Annotated in this window: 22 protein-coding genes; 9 read left to right on the top strand and 13 right to left on the bottom strand. The window is 62.0% G+C overall.

What is annotated here, in order from left to right; translation table 11 throughout:
• Positions 1 to 447: 447 nt before the first annotated feature.
• The gene (locus LDN85_RS00760; protein WP_026540874.1) at positions 448 to 918 is read right to left on the bottom strand and encodes a hypothetical protein; all 471 of its coding nucleotides are present in this window, start codon (positions 916 to 918) and stop codon (positions 448 to 450) included.
• A 280-nt stretch (positions 919 to 1,198) separates the two neighbouring features.
• Between LDN85_RS00760 and LDN85_RS00755 the strand changes: the two genes are divergently transcribed.
• Positions 1,199 to 1,867, top strand: coding sequence for a recombinase family protein (locus LDN85_RS00755; RefSeq protein WP_051421531.1), 669 nt, complete (start codon positions 1,199 to 1,201; stop codon positions 1,865 to 1,867).
• 44 nt (positions 1,868 to 1,911) lie between these two features.
• On the opposite strand, the gene LDN85_RS00750 is transcribed toward LDN85_RS00755, so the two are convergent.
• A complete protein-coding gene (locus LDN85_RS00750; protein ID WP_155854585.1) occupies positions 1,912 to 2,400 on the bottom strand; it encodes a hypothetical protein in 489 nt (162 codons plus the stop codon).
• A 631-nt stretch (positions 2,401 to 3,031) separates the two neighbouring features.
• On the opposite strand from LDN85_RS00750, the gene LDN85_RS00745 reads away from it, so the two are divergent.
• The 4 genes from LDN85_RS00745 (at position 3,032) to LDN85_RS00730 (ending at position 6,819) form a co-directional block, all read left to right on the top strand.
• Entirely contained in the window at positions 3,032 to 3,793 is a 762-nt protein-coding gene (locus tag LDN85_RS00745; RefSeq protein ID WP_162150845.1) for a sce7726 family protein, read from the top strand.
• A complete protein-coding gene (locus tag LDN85_RS00740; protein ID WP_155854586.1) occupies positions 3,723 to 4,679 on the top strand; it encodes a sce7725 family protein in 957 nt (318 codons plus the stop codon). Before LDN85_RS00745 ends, LDN85_RS00740 begins: the two co-directional genes overlap by 71 nt.
• Complete coding sequence (locus LDN85_RS00735) at positions 4,672 to 5,715, top strand: RES family NAD+ phosphorylase (RefSeq protein WP_051421534.1); 1,044 nt, start codon at positions 4,672 to 4,674, stop codon at positions 5,713 to 5,715. Before LDN85_RS00740 ends, LDN85_RS00735 begins: the two co-directional genes overlap by 8 nt.
• 357 nt (positions 5,716 to 6,072) lie before the next feature.
• Positions 6,073 to 6,819 (top strand): hypothetical protein, encoded by a 747-nt coding sequence (locus tag LDN85_RS00730; protein ID WP_155854587.1) that lies wholly within the window; start codon positions 6,073 to 6,075, stop codon positions 6,817 to 6,819.
• A 38-nt stretch (positions 6,820 to 6,857) separates the two neighbouring features.
• On the opposite strand, the gene LDN85_RS00725 is transcribed toward LDN85_RS00730, so the two are convergent.
• From LDN85_RS00725 to LDN85_RS00715, 3 genes are all read right to left on the bottom strand, one after another.
• Entirely contained in the window at positions 6,858 to 7,541 is a 684-nt protein-coding gene (locus LDN85_RS00725) for a hypothetical protein (protein WP_155854588.1), read from the bottom strand.
• 255 nt (positions 7,542 to 7,796) lie between these two features.
• Entirely contained in the window at positions 7,797 to 8,357 is a 561-nt protein-coding gene (locus tag LDN85_RS00720; protein ID WP_026540880.1) for a PIN domain-containing protein, read from the bottom strand.
• 47 nt (positions 8,358 to 8,404) lie between these two features.
• Positions 8,405 to 8,848 (bottom strand): helix-turn-helix domain-containing protein, encoded by a 444-nt coding sequence (locus LDN85_RS00715; protein WP_035760787.1) that lies wholly within the window; start codon positions 8,846 to 8,848, stop codon positions 8,405 to 8,407.
• 178 nt (positions 8,849 to 9,026) lie between these two features.
• Here LDN85_RS00715 and LDN85_RS00710 point away from each other — a divergent pair, with 178 nt between their 5' ends.
• Together LDN85_RS00710 and LDN85_RS00705 are read left to right on the top strand one after the other, a co-directional pair.
• Positions 9,027 to 9,626 carry a hypothetical protein gene (locus tag LDN85_RS00710; protein ID WP_026540881.1) on the top strand — a complete coding sequence of 200 codons (600 nt, stop codon included), beginning with the start codon at positions 9,027 to 9,029 and terminating at the stop codon, positions 9,624 to 9,626.
• 40 nt (positions 9,627 to 9,666) lie between these two features.
• Entirely contained in the window at positions 9,667 to 10,143 is a 477-nt protein-coding gene (locus tag LDN85_RS00705) for a hypothetical protein (protein ID WP_026540882.1), read from the top strand.
• 91 nt (positions 10,144 to 10,234) lie between these two features.
• Here LDN85_RS00705 and LDN85_RS00700 read toward each other — a convergent pair whose 3' ends face one another.
• The 3 genes from LDN85_RS00700 to LDN85_RS00690 are packed head-to-tail and all read right to left on the bottom strand — an operon-like array spanning position 10,235 to position 12,248.
• Positions 10,235 to 10,810, bottom strand: a complete 576-nt coding sequence (locus LDN85_RS00700) for a DUF3618 domain-containing protein (protein WP_223944336.1) — start codon at positions 10,808 to 10,810, stop codon at positions 10,235 to 10,237.
• Positions 10,807 to 11,238, bottom strand: a complete 432-nt coding sequence (locus LDN85_RS00695; protein ID WP_026540884.1) for a phage holin family protein — start codon at positions 11,236 to 11,238, stop codon at positions 10,807 to 10,809. The genes LDN85_RS00700 and LDN85_RS00695 overlap by 4 nt, the downstream gene beginning before the upstream one ends.
• The gene (locus tag LDN85_RS00690) at positions 11,235 to 12,248 is read right to left on the bottom strand and encodes a hypothetical protein (protein ID WP_223944335.1); all 1,014 of its coding nucleotides are present in this window, start codon (positions 12,246 to 12,248) and stop codon (positions 11,235 to 11,237) included. Before LDN85_RS00690 ends, LDN85_RS00695 begins: the two co-directional genes overlap by 4 nt.
• 184 nt (positions 12,249 to 12,432) lie before the next feature.
• Here LDN85_RS00690 and LDN85_RS00685 point away from each other — a divergent pair, with 184 nt between their 5' ends.
• On the top strand, positions 12,433 to 13,515 hold the full coding sequence (locus tag LDN85_RS00685) for an aromatic acid exporter family protein (RefSeq protein WP_223944334.1): 1,083 nt from the start codon (positions 12,433 to 12,435) through the stop codon (positions 13,513 to 13,515).
• Positions 13,516 to 13,519: 4 nt separating this feature from the next.
• Here LDN85_RS00685 and LDN85_RS00680 read toward each other — a convergent pair whose 3' ends face one another.
• Positions 13,520 to 14,554 (bottom strand): NAD-dependent epimerase/dehydratase family protein, encoded by a 1,035-nt coding sequence (locus LDN85_RS00680; protein ID WP_223944333.1) that lies wholly within the window; start codon positions 14,552 to 14,554, stop codon positions 13,520 to 13,522.
• A 10-nt stretch (positions 14,555 to 14,564) separates the two neighbouring features.
• Positions 14,565 to 16,190 (bottom strand): D-glycero-beta-D-manno-heptose 1-phosphate adenylyltransferase, encoded by a 1,626-nt coding sequence (rfaE2, locus tag LDN85_RS00675; protein ID WP_223944332.1) that lies wholly within the window; start codon positions 16,188 to 16,190, stop codon positions 14,565 to 14,567.
• A 158-nt stretch (positions 16,191 to 16,348) separates the two neighbouring features.
• Here rfaE2 and LDN85_RS00670 point away from each other — a divergent pair, with 158 nt between their 5' ends.
• The gene (locus tag LDN85_RS00670; RefSeq protein WP_223944331.1) at positions 16,349 to 17,524 is read left to right on the top strand and encodes a glycosyltransferase family 9 protein; all 1,176 of its coding nucleotides are present in this window, start codon (positions 16,349 to 16,351) and stop codon (positions 17,522 to 17,524) included.
• On the opposite strand, the gene LDN85_RS00665 is transcribed toward LDN85_RS00670, so the two are convergent.
• The 3 genes from LDN85_RS00665 to LDN85_RS00655 are packed head-to-tail and all read right to left on the bottom strand — an operon-like array spanning position 17,490 to position 20,243.
• Positions 17,490 to 18,185, bottom strand: a complete 696-nt coding sequence (locus LDN85_RS00665; protein ID WP_223944330.1) for an SDR family oxidoreductase — start codon at positions 18,183 to 18,185, stop codon at positions 17,490 to 17,492. The genes LDN85_RS00670 and LDN85_RS00665 overlap by 35 nt on opposite strands.
• Positions 18,186 to 18,213: 28 nt before the next feature.
• Complete coding sequence (locus tag LDN85_RS00660; protein ID WP_223944329.1) at positions 18,214 to 19,650, bottom strand: PfkB family carbohydrate kinase; 1,437 nt, start codon at positions 19,648 to 19,650, stop codon at positions 18,214 to 18,216.
• A complete protein-coding gene (locus tag LDN85_RS00655; protein ID WP_223945510.1) occupies positions 19,647 to 20,243 on the bottom strand; it encodes an SIS domain-containing protein in 597 nt (198 codons plus the stop codon). The genes LDN85_RS00660 and LDN85_RS00655 overlap by 4 nt, the downstream gene beginning before the upstream one ends.
• Positions 20,244 to 20,372: the final 129 nt, after the last annotated feature.

The raw sequence follows: 20,372 nt of genomic DNA, 5'->3' as shown, positions 1-20,372 counted from the left end.
ATGTCAGTCCGGTCGCCCCAGCAATCCACATCGTTGCGACAAGTGCCGCAGCGCATAACACGAAGTAGAGGGCCCAATCCGCTTTCCCGGAAATGCCTTTGCCACGGGTGATGTGCAGTTGTCCCCTCAGACACCCCAGGAGCGGAATCAAGGCTGCCGAGAAGGCGACTCCTTGAACCATGATCATTGATGTCGTTGATGCGGTCAGTGCATTCACAAGGAGAACACTCAGACATGTAGAAAATGACACAACAATAGAAAGAACTGCCCGCCGCCGGGTTCCATCACTAAGCACGAAGTATCCCCAGGGGTGGGGCCTGAACCCATCTATAGCCTGCATTGTTCCTTCATGACTCCTTGACGCGTTAAGCGCCTGGGCCCCCGAACGGAGGTTCGAGGACCCAGGCAAGTAAATACGGGAGGGCTGATCACCAGCCCGGCATGCTCTTAGCCGAGGCCCAGCACGCCCTTGATGGCGTCGTAGATGGCGTTGACGGAGATGCCGCTGCCCAGGGCCTTGACCCAGCCCGGGAGGCTGTTGAACCAGTTCTGGAAGCCGTTGTAACCGCTCTTGACCGCGTTGACCATGGCATTCCAAGCCGCCGGTCCCCATGTCTTTACTGCGTTGACGATGGCCTGAGCGGCTGCGCGTGCAAGCGCACCAAGCTGCTGGCTGTTGGCAGCGGTAGCCTGGGCCGTTGAAGATGCGTTCAGCACGGCGCCTGCGCCGGCGGTGGAAGCCGCGTTGGTGCTGGACGAAGCAACGGCACTGATCGATGGAGCCGAGGCCGCTGAAATGGTGGTCTGGATGTTCGACTGCGGAGACGGTGCCGCGGTTACAGCGGCCTGTCCTCCGGCGCCGAGCAACACGGCTGCGGCGATAGTGGCTCCGAGAAACTTCTGCTTTGCAATATTCATGATCTGCTTTCTAATCCAGTGATTTAAGCAGGTCGAAAGGGTGCCCCCACGACCCGAATCAGAGGCTACCAGCTTTTATACTTCGATTTTTGCAAAGGTGTGACTGGACAATATGAAGTAAATGCCGTATGGCCGCGATAAGGATTTTATGGATGAGGAACGTATTAACCTATTTATTTAACTTTGAATAAGTGACAGCAAATGTGACATTAATTGGTGAAAAGCCTTGGATGTGATTCCGTTAGGTGCTGTAGTGCAGATGCGTTTTGGGGGTTAGGGATTGATTATCGGGTATGCAAGGTATGCCGCTCATGGGTCCCTCGCAGAGGACAGGGGCGTGCAGCGGGATGCCCTCCTCGCTGCCGGCGTTGGACGGGAGTCGATCTACGAAGATCAGGCCTCTGCCAAGGGCGACGACAGGGCTGGCTTGGAAGCGTGCATGGGGGCACTGCGTGCTGGCGACACCCTCGTTGTCTGGAAGCTCGACAGGATAGGCGTCGACCTCAGCCACCTAATTGGCACGATCCACAACCTCGTCAAGAACGGTGTAAGCCTCAAGATACTTAGCGGACCTGGGTCGACGGTAGAAACGGCGACCTCTGCCCAAGAACTGATCAGCAGCATCTTCGCTGCACTAGCCGAGTTCGACCGCGCGTCGACGAAGGAGCGAACAGTGGTTGGCCTGAGGTCCGCTCGGGCAAGAGGTCGCGCTGGTGGTCGTCCTCATAAGATGACACCAGAGAAAGTCCGGAGGGCCGCGGCATCCATGAGCAAAGCTGAAACTTGCGTCGCTGACTTGTGCAGGGAACTCGGAATTACTCGACAGACGCTGTACCGCTATGTCTCCCCTGACGGCGAGTTGCGTGCCGAGGGGCGAAAGTTGGCTTCGAAGAAGAGCTCACGTCCAACTGATAGGTTGGCCCTTGCCGAGGACAGGGCCGATCGATGAGGGCCCACGGGCTTAGGAGCTTGAACGCCACAGGGGCTTGAGGCTTACCCGAATAGCCAGTCGACTTCTGTTTTCTCGGATCGCCAGTCCTTGTATTCGAAGGAAAGGTTGATGAAGGTGGTCAGTATCGCGACAAGGAGTGCTGAGCAGATGCGCTCAGAATAGCCGCGAATCTCGCCCCACATCAGGCCTTGCCCGTTAAAGAGGGCGATTGAGAAGGCGATGACGAAAAAAGCTAAGGCGCCCGCGATTAGCCAACGTAGGAGTCGGTTTTCGCGGGGCCTGATTTCTGGTAGGAAGCGCCAGAATCTGTAAGTGTGAGGCGTGACGATTTGGCCCTTGGCTACCGTGGCACCGTCGTTGTTGTTCCGGATTTCTATGGACGGTTCAAGGATTGGGCTTTCGTTTGTTGCAGTGTGTCCCTTGAAAGCATCCGGTAAACGCTGAGCCACGCTGATAACGGCGGCCTTGATGGACTCGACACTGCCTCCGTCCTGGAACAAGCGAAGGACGATGGACTGTTCACGTTCCAAGCTAACCAACCCGTCAACTGAGAACCCGACTTGAACCCGCCCCCTGAAGCTGGCGCTGCGTGTCTTCGGGGAGCTTGTCTAGCAAACCCTGTATCTTCTCCTTCTCCCACGCCGGCGAGACATCATCGTGCCGGGGAAGCCAAGTCGTGGGGCCGAGTGCCTTCCTGACGTCTTCGACGGTCAGGTCGACCCCGGGCATTGGCAGAGTCAGAACGGCGCGCATGCACAAACCTTCCTCGATGAAGAATCTAGGAAAAGTATGCGCAGGCATAGGTGCTATCCGCGTCAGGCGCGACCTCTATAAGCCGAAGGAAGCAACGAACGCCAGCGCCACGGCGCAGTCTCGCATTCTGCCTCTGCCTCTGCCTCCGAGGAAAAAAGCGACGAGGGCAATGGTCGGTAACTTTGGGCCAGTCGGCGAAGTAGCCTGAGGGCTTGTTGCTACTCTGAGACTGTCATGACTTTAGCTATACGCGACCTTGCGAGGGCTTCCAGGTTCCTGGGAAGCGCGCACCTTCGCAACGTCGCCAGGCACGGAGGGCGACTGGGATCTAGTGACGCCGCCGAACTACAAGCTCTCGGGCTAATGCGCTCCCGGGAGACCATTGCTGATGCGCTGACCCGATTGCACATGACGTTGCAGAAGAATTACCGCAATGAAACGGTCTATAAGAATGCTATCGCGCGAAAACTACTGATGGGCCGCCACAGCCCACGAACGACCACCCTTCTTCAGGAGATCCGCGTCAACAATTCCATCGTGGACATGGTCCTGCTCAACGGCGTATGCGAAGCGTTCGAAATCAAGACCGAGTTCGATTCCCCAGGCAAGCTCGAAAAGCAGCTCGATGACTACTACCGCGCATTCACCCGGGTCACGGTGGTCTGCGACGAATTGAAGGAAGCCCAGTACCTGAGCCACCTTGCCGACAGCCCCGCAGGGCTCATGGTCTACACCCGGAAGGGGACCCTGAGGTCCGTACGATCTCCCCGTATCCATGCAGACCAGTTAAGCGTGGAGACCATGATGTCTGTATTGCGGCAACCGGAGTACATGGAAATTGTCCACGACGTCCTCGGACCACAGCCGGACCAGCCCAACACCCTTCGATACCGGCACTATCTCAATTTGGCCGAAACAATACCCCCAGCCCGGTACTCTGAGCTGATGGCTCAACGACTGAAGGCCCGCCGTCCCCGCGAGGCCGGGGCGCTGGAGAACCCAAAGATTGAGCCGATCATGAGTTCACTCCTAAGAGTGAATCCAACGCAGAGCCAGTACCGCAAAATCGTTGATTGGCTCAACGAAGGGGGACCCAACGATGTATTTTCCGTACCTGCGCGGAAAGCAATTCGAGCTGCTGGCGATAAAGGAGCTAGCCCCGGCAATTAGGGAGTCTGGTTTCGTCCATCCGGTTGTCGAACCGGTTCGGGACATTGCCGCCGGGCCCACACTTCTGCGAAACCTCGCGGCCCTTGCCGATCAGAGTGTGCCCTGCACTGTCATCATCAACCCCGAGGTCGGTGACATGAAGGGGATCTCCAAGAGCGCAACAATACTCACGCAATTGGAACCGATTTTCGCAGCGAACAAACGGATGCGCATAGGCATCCATCTCTCGAGCGAACCTGAAATCGAGGGACTGCTGGACATCCTCGAGCGGGCGAGCCGCCGCTACTCGGCGGACCTGTTCTATGGAACTGCAGTAATCAGCGAGCCCACCATGCGGCGGCTCGCCGGGGTATGCGACGTCAAGGTGCACCTGGCCGAAGACAAAAACTCAGTGCGACGGTACCGCCGAACCTTTGCCAGCCCGTCAGCGGTCCTGCTCAGGGACAATTTCGCCAAGCAGGAACGCAACCAGGACTATTACGACATTGAAGAATCGATCTTCACCGAAGACAACATCTTCTTCAGAGAAGACAACTACATAGGGTTTGGCGACTACCAAACGATCGGCGAGCTCTTCAAAGAGGGTGGATCCCTTCCCCGCGTCGTTGCCATCCACCTGACCTATCAACGGCCCCGCGATGAGGCAATTTTCATCCGACACTTCTGCTCCACACCCAACGGATCTTCGGCCGACACCGCAGGAAAATATCTCGAAGCGTTGTCTAAACTGGTGAACTTCGCCGATTCGGCAGGCCTCGGCAACCCTGCCCTGGACACATTCCGCTCACATCTGGACCGTCAAACCTTCCCCGGGCTGGGAGTAATCAAGAAGCTCTCCATCCAAAACCACATCTACGTGGCCATGGGGGCGCTGGCCCGTGGCTGACGTCAGTACCTGTGCGACCTGTTTTGGGGACGCCAGCCCCATCGGCTACGAAACGGAAGCCCCTCAAGTCGGCGTCTGCGCGTTCTGCTCCAACGGCACCTCAGACGTCTGGCCCGCAACTACCTGGGCAGACCCCTTTCAGCAGGTGACGGACCTCTACCGGCAGGCAGGCGACCAGGGCGGCTCACCCCTGCACATCAGGATCCAAGACGACTGGAGTCTGTTCGCGGCAAACCGTACACCCGAGGAGAATCGTGCTTTCCTGGAGGCCGTCTTTCCTACCGGGCATCCGCTCCTGGACGTCACCGCCGTCGAGCCAGTCAACGGAGCAAACCTCCAGAACTACTCCCGGGCTTGGGACGATTTCGCCAATCAGCTGATATCCCAGAACCGCTTCTTCCCCAGCGGTGCCATAGATCCCCAAGTACTTGAATACGTCATCCGCCGCAGCCTAAGAATCATCCAACCGGGGACGCGCTTCTACCGCGGACGAATGAGCCCGGACGGAAACTCCATTTCCAAAGCCAAAATGGGCATGCCCCCGAAAAATTGGGCCACCGGCGGACGAGCCAACCCGCCCGGCATCCCTCACCTTTACCTGACATTCCATGAAGACACCTGCATCGCAGAGATCAGACCGTCCATGTACAGCACCCTTACCGTGGCAACATTTGAAACCACCGACAGGATAACTTTCCTCGATCTCTCCGCCATCCAACCCCTGAACCCATTTGGTATTGAAGACGAGCAGTTCAGCCAGTTGTACAGCTACAAACTGCTCAAGCGACTTGGCCACGAACTTTCCCGACCAGTACGACGCTCCGACAACGGTGTGGAATACGCCGCAAGCCAGTACATTTGCGAGTTCGTAAAGTCGATCGGTATTGAAGGGATCCAGTACGCGAGCTCAGTGCACGCCGGCGGACAAAACCTCGTGCTGTTCAGCGAAGAGAAGGCCCGAGTGACAGGAAGACCTAGCACCTACGAAGTCACGGGCGCCCAATACACGAAAAGAGCAAAAACCCAAGCAAGATGAGCGCTGAACCCGTCGGGATACGGCAACCTAAGTCGCACACTCGCCCCTATGCTTCTATTCGCAACCGTTGCGGCGCCTAGGAAGTGCCCGCAATCACCATCCCAAGGGAGGGGGCACTCAAGACGTGAGTCCGGGCCCCTTCGTGTTCCCACAATCTAGTGTGAATCCAGCCAACCAGAACGTATGTCCGTACTATGCTCTCCCCTAAGCAGAACTCAATATAAGGGGGCGGTAATGGCAGCTAGCAAGAAGGATGCCGCCGTAGGATCGCTACGTTTTCGTGTCGGGCCTGGCTACATTGACTATTGGACCCACACGTTCACTCATTGGGACTCAACGGACGGCCAAAAACAAACCGTGACCGACCTCGAAGAGTCGCTGAAAAGCCTGCTTCAGAAGAGGGACCAGTTGCAGTTGGCACGCGGAGCATTCAGCCAAGTCAGCGTCTACTACCCCGACGTACACCCCACCCCCCGTCAAATGGAAGCGCTATTCGAGACAACGCAGGGCTTCTTCCACGCGTACTACTCTGCCGCCTCCGCGATGTTATCCGTGGTCCGACGTCACGCTTCGGTCTTTGGCGAGGCCCCCACGCACTCCATCGCCAAGTTTTGGACTTGGTGGAAGCCAAAGGGCATCTTCATGGACGAGGCCTACCCGCTGTTGGAGAAAGCCCGCGCTTTTCGCGCCTTCCTAGACCACAAGGAGTCATATCCCCCGTACACATGGCACACGGGTAGCCTCAACGGTCTCACCAAGATCCTGTTGGTCGGATCCGCAAACAGCAAGGGAGGCCTCCCGGAAGGAACCACGAAACACCCACAAGGGTGGGCAATCATGGCCCCAGACGAAGACCTCGTCGTTTCAGCACTGGCCGTTCAAATGAACGCGTTATTTCCGGAGATTGGGGCAAAAGCCGATGCCACCAAAGGCCTCCGTTGCACCTGGGAACCCCATGCTACCCCTGACGACGACGGCCGGGGATACCCTGTCTTCGCCCACAAGGAGGGCCGAATCAGCGACACGTACACCCGCACCGTCACCACTCAGGTCACAGTCACTCGCAACACCGCACCAAAAGAACAACCAAACGGCGACGCATAGACGCCCGTTGAGATCTCTTCACATGCGTTCGATCGCGATCAGCCGGCCCAACCTCTAGGGATCGATCTGAGGAACTCATGTGCTATCTGGCGGACAGACGCAGGAACCGGGCTGCCAAATGGAGTCTCCTCCCCCGCCCCCACGACGACGAATCCCAGCGAGTTCGATCGGGAAAGACGGTGATATGCTTCGTCGACCGTAGCGTTGATGTGAGCCCCGCCGTCCTTGTGGCAAAGCGCCAACACTAGGTCAGCTCTGGAAAAATCATGGCGTCTATCATCCCGGATGACCGGCATGGACCACCATTCCTCAAATTGCAAGCGCCGGCCCGCAGCGGGCTCTCGTGTGTTGCCGAACGCGGTCTTTCTGTTAAACCCCGTGCGAAAGCCATAGTCATCAAGTACAGGTATGTGCGAGGGAGCAACATGCCCCTCATCGTCAATCACTGTCATCCGCTGCACAGTCAAGTTCGTGCTGGTCGCAAGATTCTCTTCGGGCATTTGTGCCGCAGTGTCGAGAAAGGCTATCCGGTCCTTAAGCCCGAGCTGCCTTAGCAGCGACCGACCCCTACCTCCGTCATAGAGGAGTACCCTCAACGTGGTGGCCGCAAATTTGGCATAGGCCGGCTTCCCTTGGTCGAACTCTGCGCATGCTGATCTGAGGAAATCAATCTGTTCAGCTAAGTGCGTCTGTAGCTCTTCCTGCGTCTGCGCAAAATTCATGCCGATATCCCTCTCATCCATCGAACCTCGTCGCAGTCGGCTGCGCTACACCGGGCGCCCGACAACAGCCATAGTCGAGCTTTCATTGTCGCCCCGAGGTATAGAGGCCGAGCACTCAGCAACGCCCACTCCGCGCCCTCGTCTGACGCAGGATTCACTATGAGATCTGGCAGCCGATTCAAGATCTCGGTATGTTGTCGCGGCTGAGTTCCTGGGATTGGCGGCGTCCGCTGAGCAGTGGCTTCGCTACAACAACTACCGTGCAGCAAGTTCTTTGAGGATGCCCAAAACAACATCCGCGAATTCCGAGCACCCAGCGTCGCGCAGGGCGTCCGGAAGCTGCTTGCCGTTTCTCCTCGACCAGTAGACTGCCTGCATTTCAACAACACGTTTGACCACATCCGGCGCTGAGCATTCCACTTCAAGGAAGAAATTATCACAGGTGTAGACCTCATAATTGGAGTCATCCGATTCGAACCCAGTGTCATCGGTGAGGAGCACATGGGCTCTGCATGCTTCAGCCGCATGGTGGACGTGCCAGTCCCCCTCGTCAGCGATCCCTTCGACGGGACCACCAGGAAACGCCGTCAGTATCTCATCTACGCACTCTTGGATTTTTTTTATCAAGCTTGCGAGCAAATCGCCAGACGCGTTGGGATACTCATCGCGAAGCCGTGCGCTGGTTTCTGTGATGACATCCCAAGTCGTGTGCAACTGGAACATTCCGCCCTTGGATTCGATCCGTAATAGAAACAGCCAGTCGCGGAGGGTCCTACTAAAAAACACGTTTGCATCGACAAAAACACGTTGGGTCATAGCACTAGTTTGCGCTATGACCCAACGGAAATGCCTATCGTGTGGACTTAGGCCAGACCGTCTATTTGGTCCTCAAGTTCCCGCAGCTCCGCAAACGCGGCCCGACGGGCTTCTTCCCTCTTTGCCTTGAATGCCAGGACAGCATCCCGCTTGAATCGCGTGTGAGTACGAACTTTGAATGATTCAACTTCACCGTCCTTCGCGAGCTTCAGCAGCGTTGGGCGGGAGACGCCTAAGACTTCAGCGGCGGCGTTGCTTGTGAGCTCATCAGGAAGAGTCCCCACGGTGACGCTCCCGTTCATAGCGAGAGCGTGGAAGGCCTGGTCAATAATCGAGGACAGCTCAGGGGGAAGCTGGCGAGTAGTGCCGTCAGACATGACGGCTGCGAAACCTACCAGCCCTGCAGGAGTTGATTCGACCTCGCGGCGAACGGTCGTGAGTTCTTCATCCGTCACGAGAACGTCAGTCCGAGTAAGCATGAGCGCTGTCATCGGTTTCTCCTTCACCTTTGTTTGTCTTCCTTCACGATACCTCCTTTCACTTATAAGTGAAAGTTGGTAGAGCGGTTGCCTGATTTGGATAGGGCAAGGGAAGAAGTTCCCCACCGGCTCACGGCAGAGAAATTTGGCCCTTGCAGACCGTCTACCAGCCGGTAGCATGTGATCCACTATGTTCACTCTCACCATCAACCAACGCGACAGCCGCCGTGACGGCGACCTTGTGCCGCAGCTGCTCAAGGACCTGCGGCACATCCCTGCGCGGCTCGACTTTGACCGCTCGGTTGAAGATGAGGTGCAGGGCATCGTCGAATCGGGCCACCAAGCCGTGGAGACTGCACTGATCGCCCTTCGCTCCAGCCAGTGGTACGTGGGTATCGGAGTGGGACCCATCAACGAGCCACTGCCAAACCTCGTGAAGGACGCGTCCGGGCATGGCCTGGTGTATGCCCGCCGGGCCGTGGACCGGCTGCGCAACGGCAAAGAGCGGATTCCGGTTGCGGTGGACGGCCCCCTGGGTGCGTTGGCCTCGGAGGCCGAGGCCGTGCTGCGGCTCCTGGGGCACATCGTCCAACATCGCAGTGCCGCGGAATGGCGGGTCCTTGACCTGCTTACACCGGGCGTCCGCGGCCAGCAAAAAGCAGTGGCCCAGGAACTGGGCATCACCACGCAGGCGGTCAGCAAAGCCCTGGCCCGTGCACAGTGGTCCGAGGAACACGCTGCCCGTCCGGCCGCCGCCCGGCTCCTGCAACTGATCCTCGACGTACGCTGACTGTCACGTACCACACCCATCCAGCCTGACCAGGAGACCCATGCCCTACACCGTTGACTTCAAGAATGTCTCCACAACCGGCCTGGAGTCGTCGCCGGTGGCCGAGGCTGCCGCGGGACTGCGCGCCAACGAAGCCCGCTACTTCCACAACAAGTACCAACACGTTTTTACCGTGAGCCCGGCGGATGAGGTTCCGGCAATAGTGGATCGGGTGAGCCGGATCCTTCGGGAAGAACGCGACATTGTTATTGAGTCCCGCCCCCTGGAAGCCACCGCCTTCCAGGTGGAAGACCTCCACATGGCGTACGTGTTTTATGAATCAGGGCTGTCCATCAATGTGATGTACAGCCTGGAAGACGGGAAGAGGGCGGTGGGCTTCAAGCTGGCCGACGGGATGGAGGTCCCCGCCGAGTTGGAAGCGAAGTTCAAGTTCGCCCGGCAAAAATCCAAGCTCGCCGGAACTATCCGCGGCTCCTACTTCGTCATCAGGGGCGAGTACCCGCCCACCCCCGCCTGAACGCAGCCGTCACGCAACTGAGTCGCAGTTAATGCCTTTCTGAGGGTTCAAAAGGGCATCTGCTGCGACTCAGTTGGGTGAGGCGGAAACCTTACTGGTTACTGACGTTGTCCTTGGCCGTCTGCGCACGGTCCTGGACATCGGCTGCGGCTGCCTGGCCTTCGTCCTTGACGTTGGCCGCGGCTTCCGTGGCGGTGTCCTTCACGTTCTGCAGGGCGTCCTGGGCTGGTTCGCGCAGGTGCTCGGCAACTTCCTGGGCGGCGTGGCTCAGTTCCTCGGTCAAGGGTTGGGCTGCTTCCTTCAACGCCTGGGCAGCCTCGCGCTCCTTGTCCGACGGTGGAATCAGGGCTGAGACCAGCAAGCCCGCACCGAAGGCGATGAGTCCGGCCGCAATCGGGCTGCCTTGGGCCTTGCGAGTGATGGCCTGCGGTGCGTCGCTGATGTCCGAAACCACTCCGGAAACAGCGTCTCCTGCATGGTGCGCCGTTTCACTGGCACGGTACTGGACGTCGTCACGGGCTCCGAAGACGGCCGTCTTGATCTTGTCCACCCTGCGGTTGACGATGTGGGACGGCGTAACTTTGTCCGCTACAGCGTCAACGTTGGTGCTGAGCCGCCTGCGGGTTTCTTCGATATCGGCGCGCAGGGCGTCGGGGTTCTGCGTCATCGTGTCTCCTCAGTGTTCGGTTTCAGAGCGGGGGGTATTTCCTTGACGGTCTCGGCTGTCCGCGGCATGCCCTTGATGGCGTTCAGCTCCTTGCGGCCCATCGTGGCGAGGATCGCCGCGATGATTCCCCAGATCACCGCGACAATCACCGCGGACCAGCCCAGGCCAACCAGTTGCCCCAAAGCCCACCAGAGGGCGATGGAGAGGAACAGTACGGTGATGTGGCCGGCCCAAGCGGCTCCGGCCAGCATTCCGGCACCCTTGCCGGCCTTGGTGGCGGACTCTTTGAGTTCCACCTTGGCCAGCTCCACTTCCTGGCGCATCAACGTGGAAACATCGCGCGTCAGGTCGCTCAACAGCTCGCCGAGAGGAAGGTTTTCCGCTTTCTCGTGCGCTGTTGTGGAAGGCAGGTCGGCAGGACTACTCATCGGGGACCTCCGTACTGTGGGTCATCCGGATCAAGGGGGCTCTCCGGGTCGATCGGTCCGGCCAGGGGGTCACCCTGTGCCTTGACCCCGCCGGCGTCGGTTTCCGGGTAGGGAAGCGTCGATCCGTCATAGCCACCAGTGGTTCCTGCGTCGTAGCCAGTGGCTGCGCCGCCGGTTGCTACCCCCGTGGTGGTTGCCGAGCCGTAGCCGGCAGTGGTGGTGGTAGGACCGGGAAGGTCCACGGCCGGAGGAGTTACAGCTCCACCCTGGGTTGGGTAGTAGACGGCGCGTGGAGTTTCAGTGGTGGTCCCACTGGAAGTGTTGCCCTCCGGTGAGTTGTCTGCCATGCCCCGGCCGAGGCGGCCTGCAAGGACACCGGCACCGGCGGCAAGAAGCAGGAAAGCTCCTGGCTTGCGGCGCGCGAACCCCTTGACTTCATCCAGCAGGGAACCGGGATCCCGGCCTTCCAACCACTGGGCGATCGAGGAAGAACGCTGGGCTGCCTGCTGGACCAGGTCCGTGGCAACGCCGCCGTTCTGGCTTGAATTGGCCATGGTGGACAGTTCATCGGAGATGGAGCGCAGGCCCTCGGCAACACGCTGCTGCTGGACCTGGGCCTGGTCAGTCAGTTCACCCTTGGTCTGCGTGAGCAGTTGGCGTGCATTTACCTTGACTTCGTGGGCTACATGGCCGGCCTCGGATTTGGCGGTATCCATTACTCCACCGGCGGCATCCTGCACGGCACCGGCAACTCCCGCGGCTTCCTCCTTGGCGGTGTCCACCTTTCCGGAATTGCCTGAAGTACCGGTTGTGCCAGTGGTGCCTGAAGTACCCGAAGTGCCGGAGTAGCCCGACCCCGCCGGGGTTCCGCTGATTCCCGTGGTTCCCGCAGTTTCTGTTTCAACGTCCGGCGAGTCGAGGTAGCTTCCGGAAAATGGTTCGGTGCCTGCATGGGCACCGGTGGTTGGCGCCGCGAAGCTTCCGTCCTGCGGCGATTGGCTCTCAGTCATTGTCGCTCTCTTTCCACAGTTGGCAGGCTGCGGACAGCAGCCGGGATAGTAAGTATCGTTACTATCAATGGGTGTGTACCCGCTTGCCGGGGATCTAATCACCCAATCGAACTAATTGATGTCCCTGCTCACGTTCGGCACTTTCCGCTCGACAGCCGGGACCAGACCTGCGAATGTGGGGTTGATGAGCCAATTGCCCACGAGGCGACGGCTGATTCCCGCGCTTCGAAAAACCGTCACCCGCCACCGACTCCTGTTTGCCGCCAAAACGGCCATTGCTGCAGGCCTCGCGTGGTACCTCGCACCCTTTATGCCCGGTCCTGCCGCCGCCTATCCGTACTATGCGCCGCTTGGCGCCCTGGTGAGCATGCACCCCACCGTGGCCGACTCGGCCAAGCATGGGCTCCAGAGCCTGGCGGGGTTGGTGTTGGGCATCGGCATGGCCTTCGCCATCACCACGGTTGCTGCCCCCACCGCCCTGGCCGTTGCCGTGGTGGTAGGACTCGGCGTGCTCATCGGCGGCCTCCCCCGCCTGGGTACTGCTTCTGAATGGATCCCCATGGCAGCACTGTTCGTGCTGGTGCTGGGCGACTCCAACGCCGAAGGCTTTTCCTTCGCCTACGTCCTCCAGATGGCGCTGGGCGTCACGGTGGGATTTGCGGTGAACTGGCTGATATTTCCACCCCTGCACCTGGACGACATCGATCCCGCCATCGCCGGACACCAAAGCGCCTTGTCCCGCCAACTCAGGGATATGGCACGGGCCATGGAAGAGTCATGGCCGCCCAACCACGAGGCCTGGGCCAGCCGCAGCGACGAACTCTCGCTCACGGCAGCGGGCGTCCGGACTGCGGTGCATCAAGCGGAACTGAGCGCTAAAGCGAACCCCAGGTCCCGCCGTCGTGCGACCCGCCTGCCCAGCGACCTTGCCGGCCTGAGAACCCTTGAACGGCTCACCTTCCACGTCCAGGACATCACCGATGTCCTTGCCAGCGCCATTTGGGAAGAAGGCGCCGGAACAGTCATCCCGGATGCGGTGGTGACTCCGCTCGCAGAAGCCCTGGAATCGGTGGCGTCCGTTGTGGATCACTGGCGGGACGCCGAGAACGGCGAGCTGGCCAACCGGCTGGCGCGGGCCAAGGACAACATCACTGCCCTCGGCGATGCCGTAGCCGGGGCGGCCGCCGACCAGGCCCCGGTGAACGCTCCGGCGTCGGTGGCCATGAGCCTGCGCCGCATCCTGACCGTGGTGCTGTCCTCCGAATAGGAAGCTATCGCGGTTTCAAGGGAGGAGAAGCTTCCCGCCCCTTCCCCGCACCGATTCCCTCCAGCATCTCCGCCAGGGACTCCAACGAAGAACGCTTGGGCGACCACCCCAAAACCGCGTGAGCCCGTGCCGTATCCATGATGGGTGCGTTGGCCGCCATATCCACCCATCCGGCGTCGGTCACCTGCAGCCGCAGCCTCCAACTGACGTCGACGACGGCGCGGAGCACCTTGAGGGGGAACGGCATCAGCCGCCGGGCGTTGAGAATCCACGCCAAGGCGTTGGGGTCGATGACCGGTTCGGCGGCGATGTTGAAGGCACCTTCGGCCTTGCGTTCCACCACCCGCCAGTAGGCATCGGCGACGTCTGCGGTGTGGGCGGCTTGGAACACCATCTCCTTGGGGATGGCGAGGAACGGCAGCCAGGGCTTACGCGGCACCAGCCGGGGCAGGACGCGTCCCAGGAAGTAGCGGCCAACCTCGCTCCCGCCCCCGGCGCTGAACATCAGCGCCGGGCGAAGCCGCGAGACCACAATGTCCGGGTTTTCTTGGGCAAAACGGTCCAGGAGCCTTTCCTGTGCCGCCTTGTCCACGCTGTAGTGCGAGCTGCGGACGCCGTCCGTCGGCCACTCTTCAGTGGTCCGCTGGTCTTTGGGAGCGGGCGAATACGCTCCCACGGACGAGGCACACACAATGTGGCCCACCCCGGATGCGCGCGCAGCGGCCAGCACGTGGGATGTACCTGCCACATTGGTCCGGCGAAGCGCTTCCCGGTTGTGGTTGGGCTGAATCAGCCAGGCGAGGTGGACCACGGCATCGGCTCCCGCCAAAGCTGCCTCCAAAGCCGGCTGGTCCGCTGGGGAGCTGATGTCCACAGTGTGCCACTCCACACCGTGATAGGGCTCCGCGTCCGGATCCGGTTGCCGGCGGGCGATGCCCACCAACTCGAGGTCAGCGCCCTCTTCGGAACGCGCCCTTTGCAGCCGCTTCAGCAGTTCCGTGCCGCCATGTCCTGTTGCGCCGGTGATCACAATACGCATGGTTGATGCCTCAGCCCTGCGGAGTTTCGCCCGTGGAACGGATGCGTTCCAAGACCGCCGTGGTGGAATGCTCCGGTACATAATCCAGGATCGTCACTATGCCGCCGTTGCGCTCCACCGCTTGGGTTTCCTGCAGCATCTCCGGTGTGTAATCCCCGCCCTTGGCATAGACGTCGGGCCGCAGGAGATCTATGAGCGGTATGGGAGTGGGGGTGTCGAACACGGTGACGTGGTCCACGCAGCTCAGTGCAGCGATGACTGCCGCACGGTCGGCCTCGTGATTGACCGGCCGGTCCGGGCCCTTGAGCTTTCGAACCGAGGAATCGCTGTTCAGCGCCACCACCAGGACATCACCCAATTGCTTGGCTTGGTTGAGGTAGCGGGTGTGGCCGCGGTGAAGGACATCGAAGCACCCGTTGGTCAGCACAATCCGCCGGCCCTCCCGGCGATGCTCCTCCACCTGAAGGGCCAACTCTGCATCCGTCAGCGCAGTATCGGCAAAACCACGGAGGTGTTTGGCCAGTTCGTCAGTGGTGCACACCGAGGTACCCGGCCGGTGCACCACAACATCGGCCGCGGCCTGGGCCAGATCCACGCTGGTAGTGAGCGGCAATCCGGCAGCACGGGCAATGGTCAGGGCAGCCACGAACGTGTCCCCGGCCCCGGACGCCTGCTTCTCTGCCTGCGGCCGGGCCCACGTCCGGTGGGTTGCCGGTTTCTGGGCCTCACCTTGGGGGCGGATGGTCAGGGTCCCTTCCCGGTCCAAAGTCACGACGACGGCTGCCGCACCTGAAGTGCTAAGAAGCTGCTCCGCGTGCGCTTCCACGAAGGGGCACCTGGCAGCGCCACCGGGAAATTCGGTCCCGAGCAACCGTGCCGCTTCCTGCGCGTTCGGGGTTGCGAGGTCCGGATTGAGTTGGGCCCAACGTCCCGGATAGTGGGCGTCCACCACTACCAGCGTGTCTTGGCGGGCAATGGCAGGACCGTTCCCCTCGGATGCGTCACCCTGTGGACCGAGGTGTTCAAAAATTGCCTCCCGCACAGCGCCTTCCAGGGTGCCCGAGCCATAGTCGCAGAGGACCACGGCTGACGAACCGTCGACTGCCTGGGGGATGGCGGCGGCAACCTGCCGGAGCCCGTCTGGGGGGACCTCGTCCGCGGCGTCGTCCAGGCGCAGCATCACCTGGCCGCCGCTGCTCACCCGGAACTTGGTGGTGGTGGTCATGCCCGCATGGGAGACCACGTGCGATACGTCCACGCCGGCGGCTGTGAGCTGTTCGAGGAGGGTTTGGCCGCCCTGGTCTTCGCCCACGAGGGATACGAAACGAACGTCCGCCCCCATCGCTGCGAGGTTCATCGCCGTATTGGCGGCACCTCCCGGGGCAAAATCGCGGCGCTGGACCTGAACCACGGGGGCCGGGGCCTCGCGGCAGAACCGCTCGATGGTTCCATCCCACCAGCCGTCAAGGATGGAATCGCCGATGACGGTGATCAGGGGATGCGCCTCGGCCAGGCGGCCAGGCAACCAGTCGGCCAGACCTTCCTGGCGGGACAGGCTGTCATCGTGGGCCGGGCCCTCTTGGTTTGCCCGGCCTTCCTGATTGGCCGGGCCCTCTTGATTGGATAGGCGTGCCATGGGGTACCTTCCGGTTGGGCTTACAGTTTCCTGTTCCCCTCAGGTACCCCGCGGCACGGGCTTCACACGCCGGCTCCGGGAGTTTCCCACGGAACCACTGCGGCCCCGGAACTACGGAAAGTACCGGCCCGCAGCATTGGCAGCGAAAGGAATGATCCATGGAGAAACCGCTGACGAATCCGAGCCCCGGCGTGGGCCCCGTGCTGGACAAGTTCAGCGGCGTCAAGCGGATTGCCGTCCTCAGGGGCGGCGGACTGGGCGACCTGATCTACACGTACCCCGCCCTTTATGCGCTGAAGAGCGCGTACCCCGAAGCCACCATCACGCTGCTTGGAACCCCCATCCATGCGGCGGTTGCCGCTGCCACGGAAGGTCCGGTAGACGACGTCGACATGCTTCCCGTGGCCCGGGGTGTACACGACGGCCCGCGCAACGGCGAGCGCTTCGAGGACGATGCCGAGGACGTTGCCGCGCAGGAAGCCTTCTTCGAGGACATGCGGGCCAGGGAGTTCGACGTTGCGTTCCAAATGCACGGAGGCGGACGTTTTTCCAACCCGTTCCTGCTCCGCCTCGGTGCCAGGCATACCGTGGGCACTCGGACCAAGGACGCGGAGCCGTTGGAGCGGAACCTCGATTACGTGTACTACCAGAACGAGCCTGACCGTTGGTTGGAGGTCGCGGGCCTCGCAGGGGCTCCGAGCATCATCTCCCCTCCCTTGCTCCCCAGCCCCGAGCATCAGCAGAACATCGTGGGCCTGCGGGACCCCGGAAGGACCTCGCTGGTGGTGGTCCACCCGGGTGCCACCGATCCGCGAAGGCGATGGCCGGCGTCGAACTTTGCTGAAGCTGCGGCCGGATTGGCGCGGGAAGGGGCCCAGGTATTGATCGTGGGCGACCGCTCGGAGAAGGCGCTGGCGCAGGAAGTGGCGGAATTGGCGGTCCGCCAGTTGCCGGCAGCAGAGCACAACGCGGTGCGCTCCGTGGCCGGGGAGCTGGACATCGGCGACCTGGCCGCCCTCCTGGCTGAGGCCACCGTGATGCTCGCCAGCGACAGCGGACCCCGGCACCTCGCCCAGGCTATGGGAACGCCGACGGTTGGCATCTTCTGGGTGGGGAACGTGTTCAACGCCGGTCCACGCGGCAGGAGCATGCACCGTGTCCACATGTCCTGGATGACCCGGTGTCCGCGCTGCGGGGCAGACATCACCCAGGTTGGCTGGACGGCGCCGCACTGCGGCCACGACGACACCGTGGTGAGCGGCATCGCCGTGGCCGATGTTGTTCAGGACGTGCTGGACCTTACGGCCACGAGCCTTCTTCTGCGGGGCAGATAAGGAGTTCGCGGACTTCGCTGCCGAACGGCTGCGAAAGGGCGAACACCACGGCCTGCGCCACGTTGGCGGGGTCGTTGAGCTTGGAATCGTCCTGCGGCTTGTACTGCTCATCGCGGTCGTCAAAGAAGTGGGTCTTCATGCCGCCCGGGATGATGGTGGTGACGCCGATGACGCCGCCCGTTTCGGCGGCAAGTGCGCGGCTGAAGCCGATCACGCCGAACTTTGAGGCGCAGTACGCCGTGGCGTCCGGCAGTGCCCGGAGCCCAAGCGTGGAGGCGATGGTAATGGCCCGGCCCCGGGATTCCTTGAGGTAAGGCAGTGCCGCCCGGACTACGGAAACCGTGCCCATGAGGTTCACTCCGATGACCTTTTCCCATTCTTCCGCCGGGACGTCGCCGAGTTTTCCGCAACGGTCGATGCCCGCAGCAGTCACCACTCCGTCCAGTCCGCCAAGGGTTTCGGCGGCTTCCTTGACGGCGGTTTCCACTGCTTCACGGTTGGAGACGTCCACTTCCAAGGACTTTGCGCCTGCGACGTTGCTGATATCGCGGTCGAAAGCGAACGGTGTGCCACCGGCGTCGCGGATGGCTTCCACGATCGCAGCGCCCAGTCCGGAGCCGCCTCCAGTAACGATGACGCGGCCTGGTGTTTGCGTGTTCATGCGTTTCCTCTCGATTGATGGTTGCTTGTCAGCTGACCTTGGCCAATGCTTCTGCCAGGCCGCTGGTGGAGCGTGCCGGGTGGAAGGGCACGGTGACACAGCGCCCTCCCCAACCCGCCACCAGGCGGGCTTCCGGCAATTCTTCGGGGGTGTAGTCGCCACCCTTGACCCAGATATCGGGCTGTATTTGGGTGAGGCAGGCTTCAGGGGTGTCCTCGCCGAACACCACCACGGCGTCCACGCATTCGAGCGCCAGCAGCAGCTCCGCACGGTCTTCCGCGCTGACGATCGGCCGGTACCCGCCTTTGAGCCGCCTTACGGATTCATCCGAGTTCAGGCAAACGATCAGGCAGTCACCCATGCTGCGGGCGGCGGCCAGGGTGCGGGCATGCCCTGCGTGGAGGAGGTCGAAGCACCCGCCGGTGGCCACCACCGTGCCGCCTCCCGCCCGCACGGCCCGGGCGAGTTGGACGCCGTCGGGGTGGAGGTCGCCGGCGTCCACCAGTTCCAGGCCCTTAAGCTCGACGACGGGGCGGGGCCCGGGTGCTTCAGGCCCGGGCGCTTCGGGTCCCGGCGCTTCCACCACGGCCAACGACGCCGCTCCCCCGTTGGCCAGGAATTCGGACGCATCCTCCACAGCCCGGGTGGCTGCCTGCGCCAGGTCCAGCCCGAGGCCCAGGTGCACGGCCAGGCTCCCAGCCAACCGGTCCCCGGCCCCGCAAGGATCACTGACGTTGGTCTTGGGTGCGGGAATGCCCTGTGCGGCATCACCGGCAGGGAGCAGAAGTGCCCCTTCTTCGCCCCTGGTCACCAGGACGGCAGCACTCCCCCACTTTTCCAGCAGGTACCGGCCGGCTTCTTCCGCACCCGTGCCGGATGGAGCCAAACCTCCGGCTTTTGCTGCGGCCAGTGCCTCAGCCAGGTTGGGCGTGACGACGGCGACCCCCGCCACCGGCTCGGAGCCGGCTGGATGCGGGTCCCACACCACGGGGACGCGGCGCCCGGCAGCTGTGAGTGCCACACGGATATCCGCGTTGGCGGTGATCCCCCGCCCGTAGTCGGCCACCACAATGGCCTCCGCCGAGGCGATGGCCTCGAGCATCTCCGCGGTGCCGGCCGGGACAGGAGCGGGTGAGCATCCTTCGTCGAACCGGACCATGGGATGTGTTCCGATCCGCACGCGCGTCTTGGTGGGCGTCGGGGCGAGCGGGGCTCCGGCGAGCACAGACACACCGGACAGTGCGCGCCGGAGGTGGCCGGCGCCGTCGTCGTTGGACAACGCGGTAACCAGCGAAACGCTGTGGCCGTCCTGGGCCAGCACCGTTGCCACCAGTCCGGCACCGCCTGCACGACGCCGGATGTCGGCTACGTCCACAACCGGCACCGGCGCGTCGGGGCTGAGGCGGGTGGCTGCCCCGTTGATGTCGACGTCAAGGAGGACGTCGCCTACCACTGTGATCCTCATGGCTGCCGCACTCCCAAAGAATTCGAGCCGGCCCGCTTGGCGATCTCGGCGTCGAACGCCCGGCACACGGCGTGGATGGCGATGAGGTGGCCTTCCTGGGCGTTCGCCGGGATGGCGTCAACCGTGATGGCCTGATCGCAGGCCTCGGCGAGCGGGTTGGGGCCGCTGCCGGTGAGCGCCCAGGTGGCGATGCCGCGTTCCTTGGCCGCACGGACGGCTTTGAGCAGGTTGGGGCTGCGGCCGCTGGTGGAAAGGAGGATGAGGACATCGCCGGCGCGGCCATGGGCCCGGACTTGGCGGGCGAAGACTTCCTCGTAGCCGTAGTCGTTGGCCAGGGCAGTGACGGCAGAGGACTCGGCGTGGAGGGAGATCGCGGAAAAGGGTGCACGCTCCTCATCGAACCTGCCCACGAGCTCGGCCGTCAGGTGCTGCGCCTCAGCCGCCGAGCCGCCGTTGCCCGCCGCCAGCAGGCGTTGGCCGGACAGCAACCGCTGGGCCAGGACAGTTCCCCACTGGGACAAAAGGCCGGACTGCGAGCGCAGGGAGTCCAGGGCGGGCAGGACATTGTCCAGGTGCTTGGTGACTTCGGCGATGTGGTTGGAGTCAGTGAGATCGGGCGTCCACCGTGCCGGTACCGTGTCCGGGATGCTGCGCCCGGTGGGAGCTGCGCCGTGCCCGCTGGGAGCTGCGCTGTGCCCGGTGGATAGGGTGCCGTCAGCGGT

Source organism: Arthrobacter sp. StoSoilB20 (assembly GCF_019977295.1).
Classification (GTDB): Bacteria; Actinomycetota; Actinomycetes; order Actinomycetales; family Micrococcaceae; genus Arthrobacter; species Arthrobacter nicotinovorans_A.
This window is presented reverse-complemented; position numbering and strand designations above follow the sequence as displayed.